Source organism: Rhizobium sp. UBA1881, from assembly GCF_002338015.1.
In the GTDB taxonomy this organism is placed as follows: domain Bacteria; phylum Pseudomonadota; class Alphaproteobacteria; order Rhizobiales; family Rhizobiaceae; genus Rhizobium.
Genome location: NZ_DDHH01000172.1, coordinates 13,498 through 30,247, shown reverse-complemented (window position 1 = coordinate 30,247; position 16,750 = coordinate 13,498). Strand labels below are relative to the sequence as shown.

The following is a 16,750-nucleotide window of genomic DNA, read 5'->3' as shown; positions in this document are numbered from 1 at the left end:
CCGCGCCTGAAATTGGGCGTATGGCGGAATTGATTTTCGCCATACGCCCTTTTCGTATCTGGAGCCTGCTGTGACTGACACGCCCGCTATCGAACTTGTGGGCATCGACAAGAAATTCGGTGCCGTCCACGCCAACAAAGACATCAACCTCACTGTCGCCAAGGGATCCATCCACGGCATCATCGGGGAAAACGGAGCCGGAAAATCGACGCTGATGTCGATCATCTACGGCTTTTACCATGCCGATCAGGGCGAGATCCGGGTCAACGGCCAGGCCGTGACGATCAAGGACAGCCAGACGGCGATCGCAACCGGTATCGGCATGGTGCACCAGCACTTCATGCTGGTCGACAATTTCACGGTGCTCGAGAACATTATGCTCGGCGCCGAGGGCGGAGCGCTGCTCGCAAGGGGCGTGGCATCGGCCCGCGCCGAGCTGAAGCGGCTGGAGAAGGAATACGGCCTCGAGGTCAACCCGGATGCGCTGATCGAGCAGCTCCCCGTCGGCCTGCAGCAGCGCGTCGAAATCCTGAAAGCCATGTATCGCGGCGCCGAGATCCTGATCCTCGACGAGCCCACGGGCGTTCTGACGCCGGCCGAGGCCGACCACCTGTTCCGCATCCTCAAGGTGCTGCGCGACCAGGGCAAGACGGTCATTCTCATCACCCACAAGCTGCGCGAGATCATGGCGATCACCGATACGGTGTCGGTCATGCGCCGCGGCGAGATGGTGGCCACACGCAAGACCGCGGAGACGACGGTCGAGGAGCTGGCCGAGCTGATGGTCGGCCGCCGCGTGCTATTGCGCGTGCAGAAGGGCGAGGCCAATCCCGGCAAGGTCATCCTGTCGGTGCGCAATCTGACGGTGAAGGACGACCGCGGCGTCGTGATGGTCGACAACGTGTCGTTCGACGTGCGGGCCGGCGAGATCGTCGGCGTGGCGGGCGTGGCCGGTAACGGGCAGTCCGAGTTGCTGGAAGCCATCGCCGGCATCCGCAAGCCGCATTCGGGCGAGATCCTGCTCGACGGACAGCCGATCGACAAGGCCGATCCGGCGCGGCTGCGCGAACTTGGCCTGGCGCACATCCCCGAGGACCGCCATCACATGGGCCTCGTACTGAAGTTCGAGGAATACGAGAATTCGGTGCTCGGCTATCACCGCAAGCCTGAATACAGCAAGGGCCCGCTGCTCGATCTCGAAGCGATCCGCAAGGACGCAATGGAGAAGATCGAGAAATACGACATCCGGCCGCCGAACCCACGACTGAAGACCGCAAACTTCTCCGGCGGCAACCAGCAGAAGATCGTCGTCGCCCGCGAAATCGAGCGCGATCCGACGGCGCTCATCATCGGCCAGCCGACGCGCGGCGTCGACATCGGCGCCATCGAATTCATTCACCGCCGGATCATCGAGATGCGCGACGCGGGCAAGGCGATCCTGCTCGTCTCCGTCGAGCTCGACGAAATCCGCGCCCTTTCAGACCGTATCCTTGTCATGTTCGCCGGCCATGTCGTCGGCGAGAAGACGCCCGATGCCGGTGAACAGACCCTCGGCCTGATGATGGCCGGCATTGCCGCGTGAGGCCTTGATGAGCACTGCTTCCACTCCCCTACCCCGCTGGATCAACTACGGCCTCATCCCGATCCTGAACCTTCTCACCGCCTTCCTGATATCAGGCTTCGTCGTCTGGCTGATCGGCGAAAGCCCGCTCGGCGCGCTGCAGCTTCTGATCGAAGGTGCGCTCGGGAGCGGCGAAGGCATCGGCTTTACGCTCTACTACGCCACCAGCTTCATCTTCACCGGGCTTTCGGTGGCGGTCGCCATCCATGCCGGGCTGTTCAACATCGGTTCCGAGGGACAGGCCTATCTCGGCGGTCTCGGCTGCGCGCTGGTGGCGCTGGCGCTCGACAAGTTCGTGCCGTGGTACGTGACCATGCCCGTGGCCATCATCGGCGCCGGCCTGTTCGGCGCGGCCTGGGCCTTCATTCCGGCCTGGCTGCAGGCCAAGCGCGGCAGCCATATCGTCATCACCACGATCATGTTCAACTATATCGGCGCGGCGCTGATGGTGTACCTCTTGGTGCACGTGCTGATCGTGCCGGGCAAGATGGCGCCTGAGACCCGCACCTTTCTTGAGGGCGGCCAGCTGCCGAAGCTCGGCTGGATCATGGACATGTTCGGCGCCAAGCTGGGCGCGGCACCCTTCAACGTCTCCTTCATCATCGCGCTGGTGGCGGCTTATTTCGTCTGGCTGCTGATCTGGCGCACCAAGCTCGGCTTCGAGATGCGCACGCTCGGCGTCAGCCCGAGTGCGGCTGCTTACGCCGGCATTCCCTATGCGCGCATCGTCATCATCGCCATGCTGCTTTCGGGCGCGCTGGCGGGGATGATGGCGCTCAATCCCGTCATGGGCTCGTCGGCCCGCCTGCAGGTCGAGTTCGTCGGCGGCGCCGGCTTCGTCGGAATCGCGGTGTCGCTGATGGGGCGCAACCATCCCGTCGGCATCGTGCTCTCGGCCATCCTGTTCGGCATCCTCTACCAGGGCGGCGACTGGATCTCGTTCGAGATGCCCAACATCACCCGCGAGATGATCCTCGTGATCCAGGGTCTGGTGATCCTGTTTGCCGGCGCGCTTGAATACATGTACCGGCCGGCGATGGTGCGTCTCTACCAACAGTTCAAGCGGGCGTAAGGAGCGCGACGATGGAATATTACGACATCTTCATCAGCGTTCTGAGCTCCACCATCCGCCTGTCGATCCCACTGATCTTCACGGCGCTGGCTGGCCTGTTTTCCGAACGCGCCGGCGTCTTCGACATCGGGCTCGAGGGCAAGATGCTGGGCTCGGCCTTCGCCGCAGCCTGCGTCGCCTATCTCACCGATTCCGCCTGGGCGGGGCTCTGCGCCGGTATCGTCTGCTCGGTGGCACTGAGCTTCGTGCATGGCTTCGCCTCGATCACCAACCGCGGCAACCAGATCATCTCCGGCGTCGCGATCAACTTCTTCGTGGCCGGGATCACCATCGTGCTCGGCCAGGCCTGGTTCGGCCAGGGCGGACGCACGCCGCAGCTGGCCGGCGACGCGCGCTTCACGCCGATCACGCTTCCGGGCGCCGATGCGGTGCGCGAGGTGCCGATCCTCGGGCCGCTTTATGCCAACGTCATCTCCGGCAACAATATTCTGACCTACCTCGCCTTCCTGGCGGTGCCTCTCTCCTGGTGGATCCTCTACCGCACGCGCTTCGGTCTTCGTCTGCGCGCCGTCGGTGAAAATCCGGGTGCTGTCGATACCGCAGGCATCTCGGTCAGCTGGCTGCGCTACCGCGCCGTCATCTGCGCCGGCATTCTTTGCGGCTTCTCCGGCACCTATCTGGCGATCGCGCAGTCGGCCGCCTTCATCAAGGACATGTCGGCCGGCAAGGGCTACATCGCGCTGGCAGCACTCGTTTTCGCCAAGTGGAAGCCTGTGCCTGTCATGTTCGCCTGCCTGCTGTTCGGCTTCCTCGATGCGCTCGGGAATTTCATGCAGGGCAAGCCTATCCCCGGTATCGGCGAAGTGCCGGTGCAGATCTTCCAGGCCCTGCCCTATATCCTCACCTGCGTGCTGCTCGCGGGCTTCATCGGCAAAGCCATCCCGCCGAAGGCCGGCGGCGCACCCTATGTCAAGGAACGCTAAGACCATGTCCCACGACCTCTTCGAAGCCGCCCGCGGCGCCATGGCATTCGCCCACGCGCCCTATTCCAAGTTCCCCGTCGGCGCGGCCATCCGCGCCGAAGACGGCAAGGTCTATACCGGCGCCAACATCGAGAACCTCTCCTTCCCACAGGGCTGGTGTGCCGAGCCGACGGCGATCAGCGCCATGATCATGGGCGGGGCGAAGAAGATCGTCGAGATGGCCGTGATCGCCGAGAAGCTGCCGCTCTGCCCGCCCTGCGGCGGCTGCCGGCAGAAGATCTCGGAATTCGCCTCCAAGGAGACGAGGATCTATCTTTGCGACGAAACAGGCGTGCAGAAGACCATGACCATGGACGAGCTGCTTCCCTTCAGCTTCGAGACCGAACTCTGATGCAGGCGGCGCTCGACCTGCTGAAATCGCGGCTCGGCGGGCTTTCGCCGCGCTACGGCGTGATCCTCGGCTCCGGGCTCGGCTCGCTGGTGGCGGAGCTCAAGGATGCGGTTCGGATACCCTATCAGGATGTCCCGGGCTTTCCCGTCAGTGCCGTCTCCGGCCATGCCGGCGAGGTGGTGGCCGGCACGCTTGGCGGCGTGGCTGTGATCATGCTGTCGGGGCGCGTGCATTTCTACGAGACGGGCGACGCCAACGCCATGCGGCGGCCGATCGAGGTGTTGAAGGCGCTCGGCGTGGAGGCATTGATCCTGACGAACTCGGCGGGATCGCTGCGCGAGGATCTGGCGCCGGGATCGGTGATGCAGATCACCGACCACATCAACTATTCCGGCATCAACCCGCTGATAGGCGAGGAAAGCGACCGCCGCTTCGTGGGCATGACCAATGCCTATGATACCGGGCTTGCTGACGCGATGCGGCGGGCGGCGGCGACGACGGGGACGGCGCTTTCTGAGGGCGTCTACATGTGGTTCTCCGGCCCGAGCTTCGAGACGCCGGCGGAAATCCGCATGGCGCGCATTCTCGGCGCAGATGCCGTGGGCATGTCGACCGTGCCTGAAGTCATCATTGCCCGAATGCTCGACATGAGGGTTGCGGCTGCTTCCGTTATCACCAACTATGGGGCCGGAATGACCGGTTCGGAACTGAGCCACGACGAAACCAAGGAGATGGCGCCCATCGGCGGTGCCCGTCTTGCCGCCATCCTGAAAGAGATGATCGCGGCTGGAGGAAATGACGCATGAGCAATCACTCGCTGAAGGAAACGGCGGCCGTGGCGCTGTCGTTGCTTGATCTCACCAACCTCAAGGACGACTGCACGGAAGCGCAGATCGAAGCCTTGTGCGCACGCGCGCAGACGCCCTACGGCAATAGCGCCGCTATCTGCATCTGGCCGCGCTTCGTGGCGCATGCGCGCTCGATCCTCGGCAGCGGCCATCCCGTGAAGATCGCAACCGTCGTCAATTTTCCCTCCGGCGAGATGGAGGTCGCCGACGTGGCGGCGGAAACGCGCGAGGCGATCGCCGACGGCGCCGACGAGATCGATCTCGTCATCCCCTATCGCAAGTTCATCGCCGGCAGCGGCCGGGCGGTTACCGACATGGTTGCCGCCGTGCGCGCCGAATGCGGCGATGCGGTGCTGTTGAAGGTCATTCTTGAGACGGGCGAGATCAAGGATGCGGCGATGATCCGCCGTGCTTCGGAACTGGCGATCGAGGCAGGCGCCGACTTCATCAAGACCTCGACGGGCAAGGTGTCCGTCAACGCAACGCTGGAGGCCGCCGACATCATGCTGCGGGCCATTCGCCAGAGCGGTCGCAAGGTCGGCTTCAAGCCGGCGGGCGGCATTGCCTCGGTGGCCGATGCAGCGCTCTATCTGAGCCTTGCCGAAACGATCATGGCGCCCGACTGGCCGATGCCCTCGACCTTCCGCTTCGGCGCTTCGGGCGTGCTCGACGATATACTGGCGGTTCTTTCCGGCACGCAATCGGCACCGGCGACCGCCGCGAGCTACTGAGATGATCCCGCAGGAGATCATTCGCCGCAAGCGCGACGGCGCGGTGCTGTCCGATGACGATATCCAGGCGTTTATCGCAGCACTTGCGGCGGGCAAGCTCTCCGAAGGGCAGATCGGCGCCTTTGCCATGGCCGTATGGTTCAAGGGGATGCGCCGCGAGGAAACCGTTTCGCTGACCATGGCGATGGCGCGCTCCGGCGACATGCTCGACTGGAGCGATCTCGACCGGCCGATCGCCGACAAGCATTCGACCGGCGGCGTCGGCGACAATGTCTCGCTGATGCTGGCGCCGATCGCGGCGGCCTGCGGGCTGGCGGTGCCGATGATATCAGGGCGCGGGCTCGGCCACACCGGCGGGACGTTGGACAAGCTGGAATCCATACCAGGCTATACGGTTACGCCCGACGCCGCGCTGTTCCGCAAGGTGGTGCGCGAGGCGGGCTGCGCCATCATCGGCCAGACGGCCGCGCTGGCGCCGGCAGACGGCAAGCTCTACGCGGTGCGCGACGTGACGGCGACAGTGGATTCCGTTCCGCTGATCACCGCCTCGATCCTGTCGAAGAAGCTGGCCGCCGGGCTGCAGACACTGGTGCTCGACGTGAAGGTCGGCAGCGGCGCCTTCATGGCCTCGGCGGATGAGGCCGAGCAGCTGGCGAAATCGCTGGTCGAGGTCGCGAATGGCGCCGGGCTGAAGACCTCGGCTGTCATCACCGACATGAACCAGCCGCTGGCAGATGCCGTTGGCAACGCGCTGGAGATCCGCAACGCGATTGCGTTCCTCGCGGGCGAGAAGAGCGGCACGAGGCTGGAGACGGTGGTGCTTGCCTTCGTGGCAGAGATGCTTGTCCAGTCAGGCGTCGCATCCTCGCGGGAGGATGGCGAGGCGCGGGCGGCTGCGGCGCTGTCGTCGGGCAAGGCGGCGGAGATATTCGGGCGCATGGCGCATATGCTGGGCGGGCCGTCGGACCTTCTGGAGAAGCCCGACGCCTATCTGCCGGCTGCCCCAGCCATCCGGCCTGTCGTGGCCGCGCGAAGCGGCTGGCTTGCTGCCTGTAACAGCAGGGATATCGGGATGGGCCTGATCGATCTCGGCGGCGGGCGGCGACACCCCGATGACCGGATCGACCATAGGGTGGGGTTCAGCGATATCCTCCCGCTCGGCACGCGCGTCGAGCGCGGCGAGCCGATCGCCTTCGTGCATGCGGCGAACGATGATGCGGCGGAACTAGCGGCTGCGGCACTTCAGGCGAACTACACGATCAGCGACAGCGCGCCCGCGCTGCCACCGGTCATTTCATCGCGCTTCTGATTACTGCTTCATGCTGAGCGAGCCGTCGGCGACCGCATAGGAGGCGAGCTTCTTCAGGAAGCTCATGCCGACGAGCGTCGAGGACAGCGCCTCGTCCTTCAAGACGAAAGCCTCGACATCGCGCACCCGGATGCCGCCGATCTCGACGCGGTCGAGCATGATATGCGCGGCCTTGGTCTGGCCGTTGGCCGTATTTACCGAATAGCGGAAATCGAGCTGGTTGGCGGTATAGCCGAGACGGCGGGCCATGGTCTCGTTGAGCGCGACATAGGTGGCGCCGGTATCGATCAGGCCGGAGACGGACTTGCCGTTGATGCGGAAATCACCGGTGTAGTGGCCCTGTTGATCGGCCTGCAGGCGCATGCTGGTGCCATTGCCAGAGATTGCAGTCGTCGGGTTGGGATCGATCGCGCCGGAGACGAAATTGGCGGAGATCGGGCCTTCCGGCCGTGCGGGCGTGCTTCCGATGAAGGAAGGAACCTGTGTGGCAAGCACCGCGGCGATGCTTGCGAATATGACTGTACGCAAGAGCATGGAAACAGAAATCCTTCCTGTATAAACCGTGCATCATGCGCGGCCGTATCTTTAGCAGCTAAGCCACAATTGCTGAAAAGTTGCTAACGGCGGAAGGAGATAAGGCCTGGAAACATAGTCCAGGCCCCATGTAACATTTCAAATGGTAAACGGCTCGTTAATTACTTCGTGCCGTACATGCGGTCGCCGGCATCGCCGAGGCCGGGCATGATGTAGCCCTTTTCGTTGAGATGGCTGTCGATCGAAGCCGTGTAGATCTTCACGTCGGGATGGGCTTCCTGGAAGTTCTTGATGCCCTCGGGGGCAGCGAGCAGGCAGAGGAAGCGGATGTTGGTCGCGCCGCGCTCCTTCAGCTTGTGAATGGCGGCGATCGAGGAGTTACCGGTAGCCAGCATCGGATCGACAACGATCATCAGGCGTTCGTCGAGCGCTTCGGGCGCCTTGAAATAGTATTCCACCGGCTGCAGCGTATCGTGATCGCGGTACATGCCGATATGCGAGACGCGGGCTGAGGGCACCAGCTCCAGCATGCCTTCGAGCAGGCCGTTGCCGGCGCGCAGGATCGACACGAAAACCAGCTTCTTGCCTTCGAGGATCGGCGATTCCATCGTCTGCATCGGCGTTTCGATTGTTGCCATCGTCAGCTCGAGATCGCGCGTCACCTCGTAACACAGCAAGGTGGAGATTTCGCGCAACAGCCGGCGGAAGCTGCCCGTCGACGTTTCCTTGCGCCGCATGATGGTGAGTTTGTGCTGCACGAGCGGATGATCGATGACCGTTACGCCGTTCATGGCCGAGCCCTTTCTTTGGCTGTTCTTATAGCATGTTTCTTCCACGGAATTTGTCTCCGCCGCAAGAGCGGAGGGCAAATTGACCCTATGATCCCCAATCTGGGATCCCCAATCTGGCCCGGATCGGGACGGATCAGAGCCTGGCCAGAAGCTTGCTACGCGTCGCCTCGTCGACGAAGGCGGCCTCGATGCCGGTGCGGGTGATGGCATTGATCTCGGCGTCACTGAAGCCGAAGACGGAGGAAGCGAGCTCGTATTCCCGTTCGAGCGAAGTGTGAAAGAAGGGCGGATCGTCGGAGCTGATGGTGACGCGCACGCCGGCATCCTTCAGCGCCCGCAGCGGGTGCGACTGGAAATCCGGGAAGACCTTGAGCGAGATGTTCGAGCCCGGGCAGACTTCCAGCACCGTGCCGAGATCGGCCAGCCGCTTGACGAGATCGGCATCCTCGATGGCACGCACGCCATGGCCGATGCGGGCCGGGCGAACCGCATCCAGCGCATCTGCAACGCTGAAGGCGCCGCAGACTTCGCCGGCGTGGATGGTGAGGCCGAGGCCGGCGTCGCGGGCGATGTCGAAGGCGCGCGCATAATCCGCCACGCGGCCCATGCGCTCCTCGCCCGCGAGGTTGAAGCCGGTGATAAGCGGGTTGCGGGCGCTTGCGGCATATTCGGCGGCGCCGATGACGCTCTCGGGGCCGAAGTGGCGCTCGCCGGTGACGATCAGCCGGGCCTCGATGCCCGATGCCGCCTTGGCGCGGCGGATGCCCTCGCACACGCCTTCGATATAGGCATCGGCGCCGAGGCCGATGCGCTTGCCGTGATCGGGCGAGACGATGAGCTCGCTGTAGATCGTGCCGATCGCGGCGAGCTCGGCCAGATAGGTTTCGGTCAGCAGCGCATAGTCCTCGTCGGTCTTGTAGACCTCGGAGATCTTGTCGTAGCACTCGAGGAAGCTTGCGAAATCATGCCAGACATAGGCGCCGTCCTTCAGATAGGCGCTGATGTCGATGTTGTACCTGCGGGCCTGCGCCAAAGTGAGCGCCGGGGGCGCGGCACCCTCCAGATGACAGTGCAGCTCGACTTTCTTCAGATGCGACGTCACAGAAAACTCCTCCCGTGCGGGCCGGCGGGGATGCGCAGATGCTGGGCAATGGTCTCGCCAATATCGGCATAGCTCGAACGGATGCCGAGATTGCGCGGGCGATGGCCGGGGCCGTAGGCGATGATGGGAACCCGCTCGCGGGTGTGATCGGTGCCACGCCAGGTCGGGTCGCAACCGTGATCGGCGGTGATGATCACGAGATCGCCGGGCTTCAGCTTGCCGCCGACTTCCGACAAGCGCACGTCGAAAGCTTCAAGGGCCGCGGCATAGCCCGGCACGTCGCGGCGATGACCATAAAGCATGTCGAAATCGACGAAATTGGTGAAGACGAGATCGCCATCCTCGGCCACATCCATGGCGTCAAGCGTCGCATCCATCAGCGCCGCATTGCCGTTGGCCTTGACGACCCGCGAGACGCCCTGGTGGGCGAAGATATCGCCGACCTTGCCGACGGCATGGACGGTGCGGCCTTCCTTCACCAATCTGTCGAGCAGCGTCGGCTCGGGCGGCGGCACGGAGAAATCGCGGCGATTGCCGGTGCGCTCGAACGTCGCCCTGGTTTCGCCGACGAAGGGGCGGGCGATGACGCGGCCGATGTTTTCACGATCGAGAAGGGCGCGGGCGATGGCGCAGAAGGTCATCAGCCGCTCGAGGCCGAAATGCTTCTCGTGGGCGGCGACCTGGAAGACCGAATCTGACGAGGTGTAGCAGATCGGCTTGCCGGTGCGGATGTGTTCCTCGCCGTAGCGGGCGATGATGTCGGTGCCGGACGCGTGGCAATTGCCGAGGATGCCGGGCACTTCGGCGGCGCGGCACAAGGCTTCCACGAATTCGGGCGTGAAGGCGTCGCCCTCGGTCGGGAAATAGCCCCAGTCGAAATTGACGGGCGTGCCAGCGATCTCCCAATGGCCGGATGGCGTGTCCTTGCCGCGCGAGACCTCGTTGGCCGAGCCGAAGCTGGCGTAGACCTTCTCGGCCATCGGCATGCCCACGGGGATCTTTCCGGATGCGGCCTTGGCGAGATGCAGGAGGCCGAGCGCAGAGAGGTTCGGCAGCTTCAGCGGTCCTGATCGCAAACCCTCGCGGTCGCCCAAGCCGGCGGCGCAGAATTCGGCGATATGGCCGAGCGTATCCGCCCCCTCGTCGCCATAGGCGGCCGCATCCGGCGCGCCACCGACGCCGAAGGAATCCATCACGAATAGAAAGGCACGCGGCATGTTTCACCCGACACTGAAAAGCTAGCGCGCCGGATTGCCGGCCGCAGTGTCACAAGCCTTATAACGGAGGCGTGAGGATGGCAAATGCGGGCGCCGAAACGTATCGCTCAGCAGTCGCTGCAGAGGACGTTGTCGCCCTGGCGCTGCCGGTAGTAATAGGTACGGCTGATGGTCAGCGTGCTGTTATTCGGCATCAGATTGGGCGCGAAGAGGAACAGCTTGTAGGGAATGGACAGCTCCGAGCGGACAAGGAAGCTGCTTGCCTTCCTGAGATCGGCAGGCACCGTTACCGCTGAATTGACCGCGTAGGGACGGCTGTTGTCCTGCGCCCAGGACCATTTGACGGTGGGATTTGCAGCGGCGTCGATCTGGATGCCCGTGATCTTCAGGCTGAGCGTGGTTCCGGCATTGTAAGGCACGAAGATCGCGGCTGCTGCATTGGGCATGTCCGCGAGCCAGGATTTCGTCACCGTCTGCTGCTGGGTGACGACATCCGCCACGGTGGCTGCGGCACGCGAGGCGCGCTTGCTGACACTGAGACCGATGGTGATCTCGAAGGCTCCGACATAGAGCATGACGAGGATCGGAAAGAGGATGGCGAACTCGATCGCACCCATGCCGTCGCGGTCACCGGCAAAGCGGCGGGACAGGGTCTTCAGCCTGGCGATTGCGCTGCGGATCCTCATCACGGGTATTGCTCATTCTGGAACGCGGCGGTCGCGACAATAAGGAAGTAGGCCGAGGAGCCGTCGGATGGCCGGACGTTGGAAATGTAGGGGCGAATGAGATCGCCGATCACCTGCCACTTGTAATAGGCCCGGACCATGTTGATGGTGCCGGCGCCGCCTGGCGCGTATTGAAGCGCCGAGGTGTCGAGGTCCGAAAAGTTTGCGGTCGACTTTTTCGGGATGGTCGTCGGGATGGCCGCGAAGGTCGCGAACTTCTGGACATCGACGAACAGCTTGCTTGGCGTTGCCGCCTCCGTCGACGAGCAGGTGATCAGGATGGAGATCTCCTTGCAGAAGGCAGTGCGAAAGGCGGTGCGGTCGGTATTGGTGGCCGTGATCTGGCCGGTGCGGATCTTGCGGCCCAGCGTATCGACTGCGTTGGACACGAGCTCCTCGCCGGCAAAGGCGATGAATGTCTCGATGATCGCGAAGACCACCATGAAATAAGGAATGGCAAGAAGCGCGAACTCGATCGCGGCGGCTCCATCACGCGAGCGCCTGAAAGCGGCAATGGACCACCGCCGCCTGCATTGGCGCCGATCCGTCCGTTCCGCTGTTTGATCCAATTCCGTCATGGCCTGCATCCGACACAGCTTCGATCATGCACTTTTAGGTGCCGAACGTTGATTTTCCGTTTCAAGCCGGTTCAGAAATTTAACAACAAGTAAAAGGGGTCGATTACGGGCCCGTCGCGCCGGCGGCTGCACCCGCGGCAGCCGTCGTGTCGCTGTGCTGTTCGCAGTTCGGCGTGCAGGATAAAACCGTGCGCTCCGTCTGGCGGAACACGCGCACCGTGTTGGCTTCGTCGATGGATACGAGGATGCTCTGATCGAGGATGGCGTTACCGTCGGCATCGAGCAGGACGAGATTGGTGCTGCCGAAGCTGCGGCCTGTCAGCACGATGGTCTTGGCGTCGGCGACCGTCGCATCCGCCACCTTTGCATTGCCGACGATGACCTTGGAGACGGGACGATCGAGCTTCAATACGCGCGCCTGGTCCATATAGACCCTGAGCATCTGCTGCTGTTGGGCGAAGGCCGGGGCGTAGACAGTTGCGCAAGCCGCAACGGCGGCAAGTACACTGGCAAGGACTAGCCTTATGCCGCTCGATGACATCTGGATTCTCTCACGATCACGACGCTAACTTGCCGCGAGCATAGAAAAAAATGGTGCATGAAACCTTAATATTGCAACCGGCTCGTCCATAATGAGACGTTAACGCGCCGAGAGTAGTAGCGTAACGAGACAGACGGCTCTCACGATCGCGGATGAGGTAACGGCACCGCACCCCGCCCCATCAGAAATCCCTTATTCAGCAGTAACTTCCACATGATATTTAAATTTCTACAGATCTACTGAGGCAGTTACTTACCATAGCCGCCGACTGCTTCTTCTTTACACATTGGTAACCCATTTTTTTAAGCCGATCGAAAGAGCGGTACGTTAGGTTGTGCTCATCCGATCAACGGCAAACAGTTGGCGGACGTGCTGAACATCAACTGGAGTTAGGAGTTATCATGACCAAGCTTGTAAGCCGTTTTCTGAAAGACGAATCCGGCGCGACCGCAATTGAATACGGCCTGATCGCAGCGCTCATTTCCGTAGCGCTCATCACCGGCGCTACCGCACTCGGCAACAAACTGAACGTCATGTTCAACAACCTGTCGAACACGATCTCGTCCAAGACGCCGACCTGATATCGCCTTCGGCGACACGATATACGCCAGACCTTAACAGGTCTGGCGCTAAACATAGGCTCACGCGAACACGCGGTGGGCCTTTTGTCTTAAGGATCGATAGCAGAATGATCGCAGCTTCCGTCTTTGTGATATTCCCGCTCTGCCTCGCAATCGCGGCATTTTCCGATCTGTTCACGATGACGATCCCGAACAGGATCTCCATCATCCTCATCGCGTCTTTCTTCGCCATCGCGCTTTTCACCGGCATGCCGCTTGCCGCGATCGGCAATCATGCCGCCGGCGCGCTTGCCGTGTTTGTCGTCTGCTTCGTTTTGTTCGCAACCAACACCATGGGTGGCGGCGACGCCAAGCTTCTGACGGCCACAGCACTTTGGTTCGGCCTTAACCCTGCTATCGTCGAGTTTCTTGGCTATGTCGGTATTATTGGCGGCCTGCTGACGTTGGCCATCATGATGATCCGCACGCAGGCAGACACCATCCTGGCGATCGGCCTTCCGGTTCCGAACTCGATCCTTATGGCCAAGAAGATCCCTTACGGTATCGCCATCGCGATCGGCGGTTTTCTGGCATTTCCGTCCTCGCCGCTGTTCATGACCGCGCTGCAGGGCCTGAAATAAAGGCGCTTAAGCGCTCGTTAACCTAAGATCGAAGTCTTTCGTTAACTATAATTACACCAATTGGAGCCAATTCTCCGGAACGAATATTTCGATTCCTTGGGGAACGCCTGATGAAACCCGCCCGCATATTGATCCTTGGAGTGGCTGTCGTCGCCGCCGGTCTGGCCGGCGTTCTAGCGATGAGCCTTGCCGGCCGCGGATCGGTCGTGACCCAGGTGCAGCAGGTGGTCGAGAAGGAGCCGACGGTCAACGTGCTGGTATCGGGCGCCAATCTGCCCGTCGGTGCGCGGCTCGACGACAAGTCTGCACACTGGATGGCATGGCCGACAGGCGGGGTCGTCCAGGGCTTCATTACCGAAACCGACAAGCCCGACGCAATCAAGGACCTGCAGGGCGCCGTTGTGCGCATGCCGATCTTCGAGGGCGAGCCGATCCGGGCCGAAAAGATCGCCGATTCCAACAGCCGCATCATGTCGTCGCTGCTGCCTTCGGGCAAACGCGCGGTCGCCACCGAAATCTCGGTCGCAACCGGTGCCGGTGGCTTCATCCTGCCGAACGACCGCGTCGACCTGATCATGGTGCGCAAGGAAAAGAGCGGCGACAAGTATCTGACCGAGACCGTGCTCAACAACGTGCGCGTGCTCGCGATCGACCAGCAGGTTCAGGAAAAGGACGATGGCTCCAAGGCGGTGGTCGGCACGACCGCGACGCTGGAGCTGACGCCTGACCAGACCAAGGTTCTGGCGGTCGCGCAACAGATGGCCGACCGCCTGTCGCTGGCGCTGCGCTCGGTTGCCGATGCCCGCGAGCCGGACACCAAGGCCGCCGACTACCTGCTCAGCGGCGATAACGGCAGCTCCATCGTTCAGGTCATCAAGTCAGGCGCCATCGTCACAGACAGTGCGCCTTCGAAAGCCGAGTAGAGGAAACGGACATGGGCAACTCAACACGGCACATGAAACACCTGATGGCAGGCTGCCTGTCGCTGACGGTCGGCTTTACCGGCATCGCACCCGCCTTCCTCGATCCGATCGTCGGCGTCAGCGCGGCTGAGGCCGCCGCCGATGGCATGGTCAACATCACCCAAACCGGCCCGGGCGCTCATCGCGCCCTCAAGCTCGGCCTGAAAAAGGCTATCGTCATCGACCTTCCCGTCGATGCGCACGACATTCTCGTTTCCGATCCGAGCATGGCCGACGCGGTGACGCGCTCCTCGCGGCGCATCTACCTGTTCGGCAAGACGGTCGGGCAGACCAACATCTTCATCTTCGGCGCCGATGGTCAGCAGATCGTGAGCCTCGACATCGCGATCGAACGCGACGTCAGCGGGTTGCAGAACAACCTGCGCCGCTTCATTCCCGATTCCAACATCAACGTCGAGATCGTCTCCGACAACATCGTGCTGACAGGCACCGTTCGCACGCCGCAGGACGCAGCGCAGGCGGCTGATCTTGCCGGCGTCTTCCTCAAGGGCGGCGAGGCGACGACGCGCACGGAAACGGCCAGCAGCCAGGGTGGCGGTGACGGCTCGGTGGCGCTTTTCGCGGAAAACCGCCAGCAGTCGCAGGTGATCAACCTGCTGCAGATCGAAGGTGAGGACCAGGTTACGCTGAAGGTGACCATCGCCGAAGTTCGCCGCGAGATCCTGAAGCAGATCGGCTTCGACAATCTGGTCTCCAATTCCGGTGGCCTCAGCGTCGCTCAGCTTGGCGCGCCCAATTCCAGTGCCGCAACCGCGACGCTGGGTGGCGGTCTGGCTGCATTGTTCAAGAGCTCGATCGGCAAATACGATATCTCGACCTATCTGAGCGCGCTGGAGCAGGCAAAGGTCGTGAAGACGCTTGCCGAGCCGACGCTGACCGCTATTTCCGGCCAGGCCGCGACGTTCAATTCCGGCGGCCAGGTGCTCTATTCGACGACCGACAACGACGGCAACGTGACCGTCGTGCCCTATAATTACGGTATCAACCTGGCCTTCAAGCCTGTCGTCCTGTCCTCGGGCCGCATCAGCCTGGAGATCAAGACCAACGTGTCGGAACCGGCACCTTCGGTCAGCGGTTCGCAGCCGACCTACCAGCGCCGTTCGGCAGAGACATCCGTCGAACTTCCGTCCGGCGGTTCGATCGCGCTGGCTGGCCTCATCCGCGACAACGTTTCGCAGACATCGAACGGAACGCCTGGTGCCAACAAGATCCCGTTGCTGGGCACACTGTTTCGCCAGCGCACGGTCGAGCGCGACGAGACAGAGCTTGTCATCATCGCGACGCCCTATCTCGTGCGTCCCGTCGCCCGCAATCAGCTGAACCGTCCCGACGACAATTTCAGCCCGGAGAACGACGGCGCGGCATTCTTCATGAACCGCGTCAACAAGGTCTACGGCGGCAAGACGCCGGTCGCCGACGCCCAGTTCCACGGTTCAATCGGGTTCATCTACAAATGAGCGAAGCGGGATCAGCAATGGCACAACACAGAGACACGCCGATGGCCAAGATCAAGACCAGCGCCCGCCACCGCGGCTTTTCGACACCGCTTATCGCGGCCGCCGCAATCGCGGCCGCCTTGCTTTCGGGCTGCGCCTCGCGCGACGACCTGACGACGGGCGGCATCCCCGACGATTATCGCCAGCGCCATCCGATCGTGGTGACGGAAGCCGAGCAATCGGTCGATATTCCGGTTGCCTCGACCGACCGCCGGCTCAACACCGCGCAACGCGACATGATCCGCGGCTTCGCGCAGAACTACGGTTCGCGCGCCACCGGCCCGATCTACCTGCTCACACCAGAGGGATCGCCAAACTCCAACGCCGCACGCCAGCTGCGCGGCCAGGTGCGCGCCGAACTCTCCGCACGCGGGATCGCGAGCTCGAAGATCGTCAACAGCTCCTACGTGACGCTCGATGCCAAGGATGCGGCGCCGATCCGCCTCACCTTTGTCGGTACCACGGCGATGACCTCGCAGTGCGGCCAGTGGCCCAAGGACATGATCAACGACTTCAGCAACCAGAACTACTACAATTTCGGCTGCGCGACGCAGAACAACCTCGCGGCACAGATCGCCAACCCCGAAGATCTCGTTGCGCCACGCGGCATGACGCCGATCGACGCGA

General features: G+C 62.6%; 19 protein-coding genes. 12 read left to right on the top strand and 7 right to left on the bottom strand.

The annotated features are described in order from the left end of the window. Window positions 1-70 precede the first annotated feature (70 nt). Genes B3605_RS21195 through deoA form a run of 7 tightly spaced genes read left to right on the top strand, consistent with a single transcriptional unit; the run spans window position 71 to window position 6,955 of the window. Window positions 71-1,582, top strand: a complete 1,512-nt coding sequence (locus tag B3605_RS21195; protein ID WP_018899201.1) for an ABC transporter ATP-binding protein — start codon at window positions 71-73, stop codon at window positions 1,580-1,582. A gap of 7 nt (window positions 1,583-1,589) precedes the next feature. Then, a complete protein-coding gene (locus B3605_RS21190; protein WP_112945164.1) occupies window positions 1,590-2,693 on the top strand; it encodes an ABC transporter permease in 1,104 nt (367 codons plus the stop codon). Between the two features lie 11 nt (window positions 2,694-2,704). Next, a complete protein-coding gene (locus B3605_RS21185) occupies window positions 2,705-3,676 on the top strand; it encodes an ABC transporter permease (protein WP_018899199.1) in 972 nt (323 codons plus the stop codon). A 4-nt stretch (window positions 3,677-3,680) separates the two neighbouring features. Continuing rightward, window positions 3,681-4,067 carry a cytidine deaminase gene (locus tag B3605_RS21180; protein ID WP_112945163.1) on the top strand — a complete coding sequence of 129 codons (387 nt, stop codon included), beginning with the start codon at window positions 3,681-3,683 and terminating at the stop codon, window positions 4,065-4,067. Continuing rightward, entirely contained in the window at window positions 4,067-4,873 is an 807-nt protein-coding gene (locus B3605_RS21175; protein ID WP_112945162.1) for a purine-nucleoside phosphorylase, read from the top strand. The genes B3605_RS21180 and B3605_RS21175 overlap by 1 nt, the downstream gene beginning before the upstream one ends. Next, the gene (gene deoC, locus B3605_RS21170) at window positions 4,870-5,646 is read left to right on the top strand and encodes a deoxyribose-phosphate aldolase (RefSeq protein ID WP_112945161.1); all 777 of its coding nucleotides are present in this window, start codon (window positions 4,870-4,872) and stop codon (window positions 5,644-5,646) included. The genes B3605_RS21175 and deoC overlap by 4 nt, the downstream gene beginning before the upstream one ends. Before the next feature lies 1 nt (window position 5,647). Continuing rightward, window positions 5,648-6,955: a thymidine phosphorylase gene (deoA, locus tag B3605_RS21165; protein ID WP_112945160.1), complete on the top strand. Its 1,308-nt coding sequence runs from the start codon at window positions 5,648-5,650 to the stop codon at window positions 6,953-6,955. Here deoA and B3605_RS21160 read toward each other — a convergent pair whose 3' ends face one another. The 7 genes from B3605_RS21160 to B3605_RS21130 all read right to left on the bottom strand — a co-directional run bounded on the left by B3605_RS21160 (window position 6,956) and on the right by B3605_RS21130 (window position 12,443). Next, complete coding sequence (locus tag B3605_RS21160; protein WP_112973172.1) at window positions 6,956-7,489, bottom strand: TIGR02281 family clan AA aspartic protease; 534 nt, start codon at window positions 7,487-7,489, stop codon at window positions 6,956-6,958. Between the two features lie 161 nt (window positions 7,490-7,650). Further along, a complete protein-coding gene (gene upp, locus B3605_RS21155) occupies window positions 7,651-8,280 on the bottom strand; it encodes a uracil phosphoribosyltransferase (protein WP_047506686.1) in 630 nt (209 codons plus the stop codon). 133 nt (window positions 8,281-8,413) lie between these two features. Further along, window positions 8,414-9,382 (bottom strand): adenosine deaminase, encoded by a 969-nt coding sequence (locus tag B3605_RS21150; protein WP_112945158.1) that lies wholly within the window; start codon window positions 9,380-9,382, stop codon window positions 8,414-8,416. After that, a complete protein-coding gene (locus tag B3605_RS21145; protein ID WP_112945157.1) occupies window positions 9,379-10,599 on the bottom strand; it encodes a phosphopentomutase in 1,221 nt (406 codons plus the stop codon). The genes B3605_RS21150 and B3605_RS21145 overlap by 4 nt, the downstream gene beginning before the upstream one ends. A gap of 107 nt (window positions 10,600-10,706) precedes the next feature. After that, window positions 10,707-11,285 carry a TadE/TadG family type IV pilus assembly protein gene (locus B3605_RS21140; protein ID WP_112945156.1) on the bottom strand — a complete coding sequence of 193 codons (579 nt, stop codon included), beginning with the start codon at window positions 11,283-11,285 and terminating at the stop codon, window positions 10,707-10,709. Then, a complete protein-coding gene (locus B3605_RS21135) occupies window positions 11,285-11,902 on the bottom strand; it encodes a TadE/TadG family type IV pilus assembly protein (RefSeq protein ID WP_112945201.1) in 618 nt (205 codons plus the stop codon). The genes B3605_RS21140 and B3605_RS21135 overlap by 1 nt, the downstream gene beginning before the upstream one ends. Before the next feature lie 103 nt (window positions 11,903-12,005). After that, window positions 12,006-12,443, bottom strand: coding sequence for a pilus assembly protein N-terminal domain-containing protein (locus B3605_RS21130; protein ID WP_112945155.1), 438 nt, complete (start codon window positions 12,441-12,443; stop codon window positions 12,006-12,008). 401 nt (window positions 12,444-12,844) lie between these two features. Here B3605_RS21130 and B3605_RS21125 point away from each other — a divergent pair, with 401 nt between their 5' ends. The 5 genes from B3605_RS21125 to B3605_RS21105 form a co-directional block, all read left to right on the top strand. Then, window positions 12,845-13,024 carry a Flp family type IVb pilin gene (locus B3605_RS21125; protein WP_112945154.1) on the top strand — a complete coding sequence of 60 codons (180 nt, stop codon included), beginning with the start codon at window positions 12,845-12,847 and terminating at the stop codon, window positions 13,022-13,024. Between the two features lie 107 nt (window positions 13,025-13,131). Further along, entirely contained in the window at window positions 13,132-13,644 is a 513-nt protein-coding gene (locus B3605_RS21120) for an A24 family peptidase (protein WP_112945153.1), read from the top strand. Between the two features lie 110 nt (window positions 13,645-13,754). Further along, a complete protein-coding gene (cpaB, locus tag B3605_RS21115; RefSeq protein ID WP_112945152.1) occupies window positions 13,755-14,567 on the top strand; it encodes a Flp pilus assembly protein CpaB in 813 nt (270 codons plus the stop codon). 11 nt (window positions 14,568-14,578) lie between these two features. Next, a complete protein-coding gene (locus tag B3605_RS21110) occupies window positions 14,579-16,084 on the top strand; it encodes a type II and III secretion system protein family protein (protein WP_112945151.1) in 1,506 nt (501 codons plus the stop codon). A 17-nt stretch (window positions 16,085-16,101) separates the two neighbouring features. After that, window positions 16,102-16,750 (top strand): CpaD family pilus assembly protein (locus B3605_RS21105; protein ID WP_296435911.1); only part of this gene is annotated, 649 nt, incomplete at its 3' end.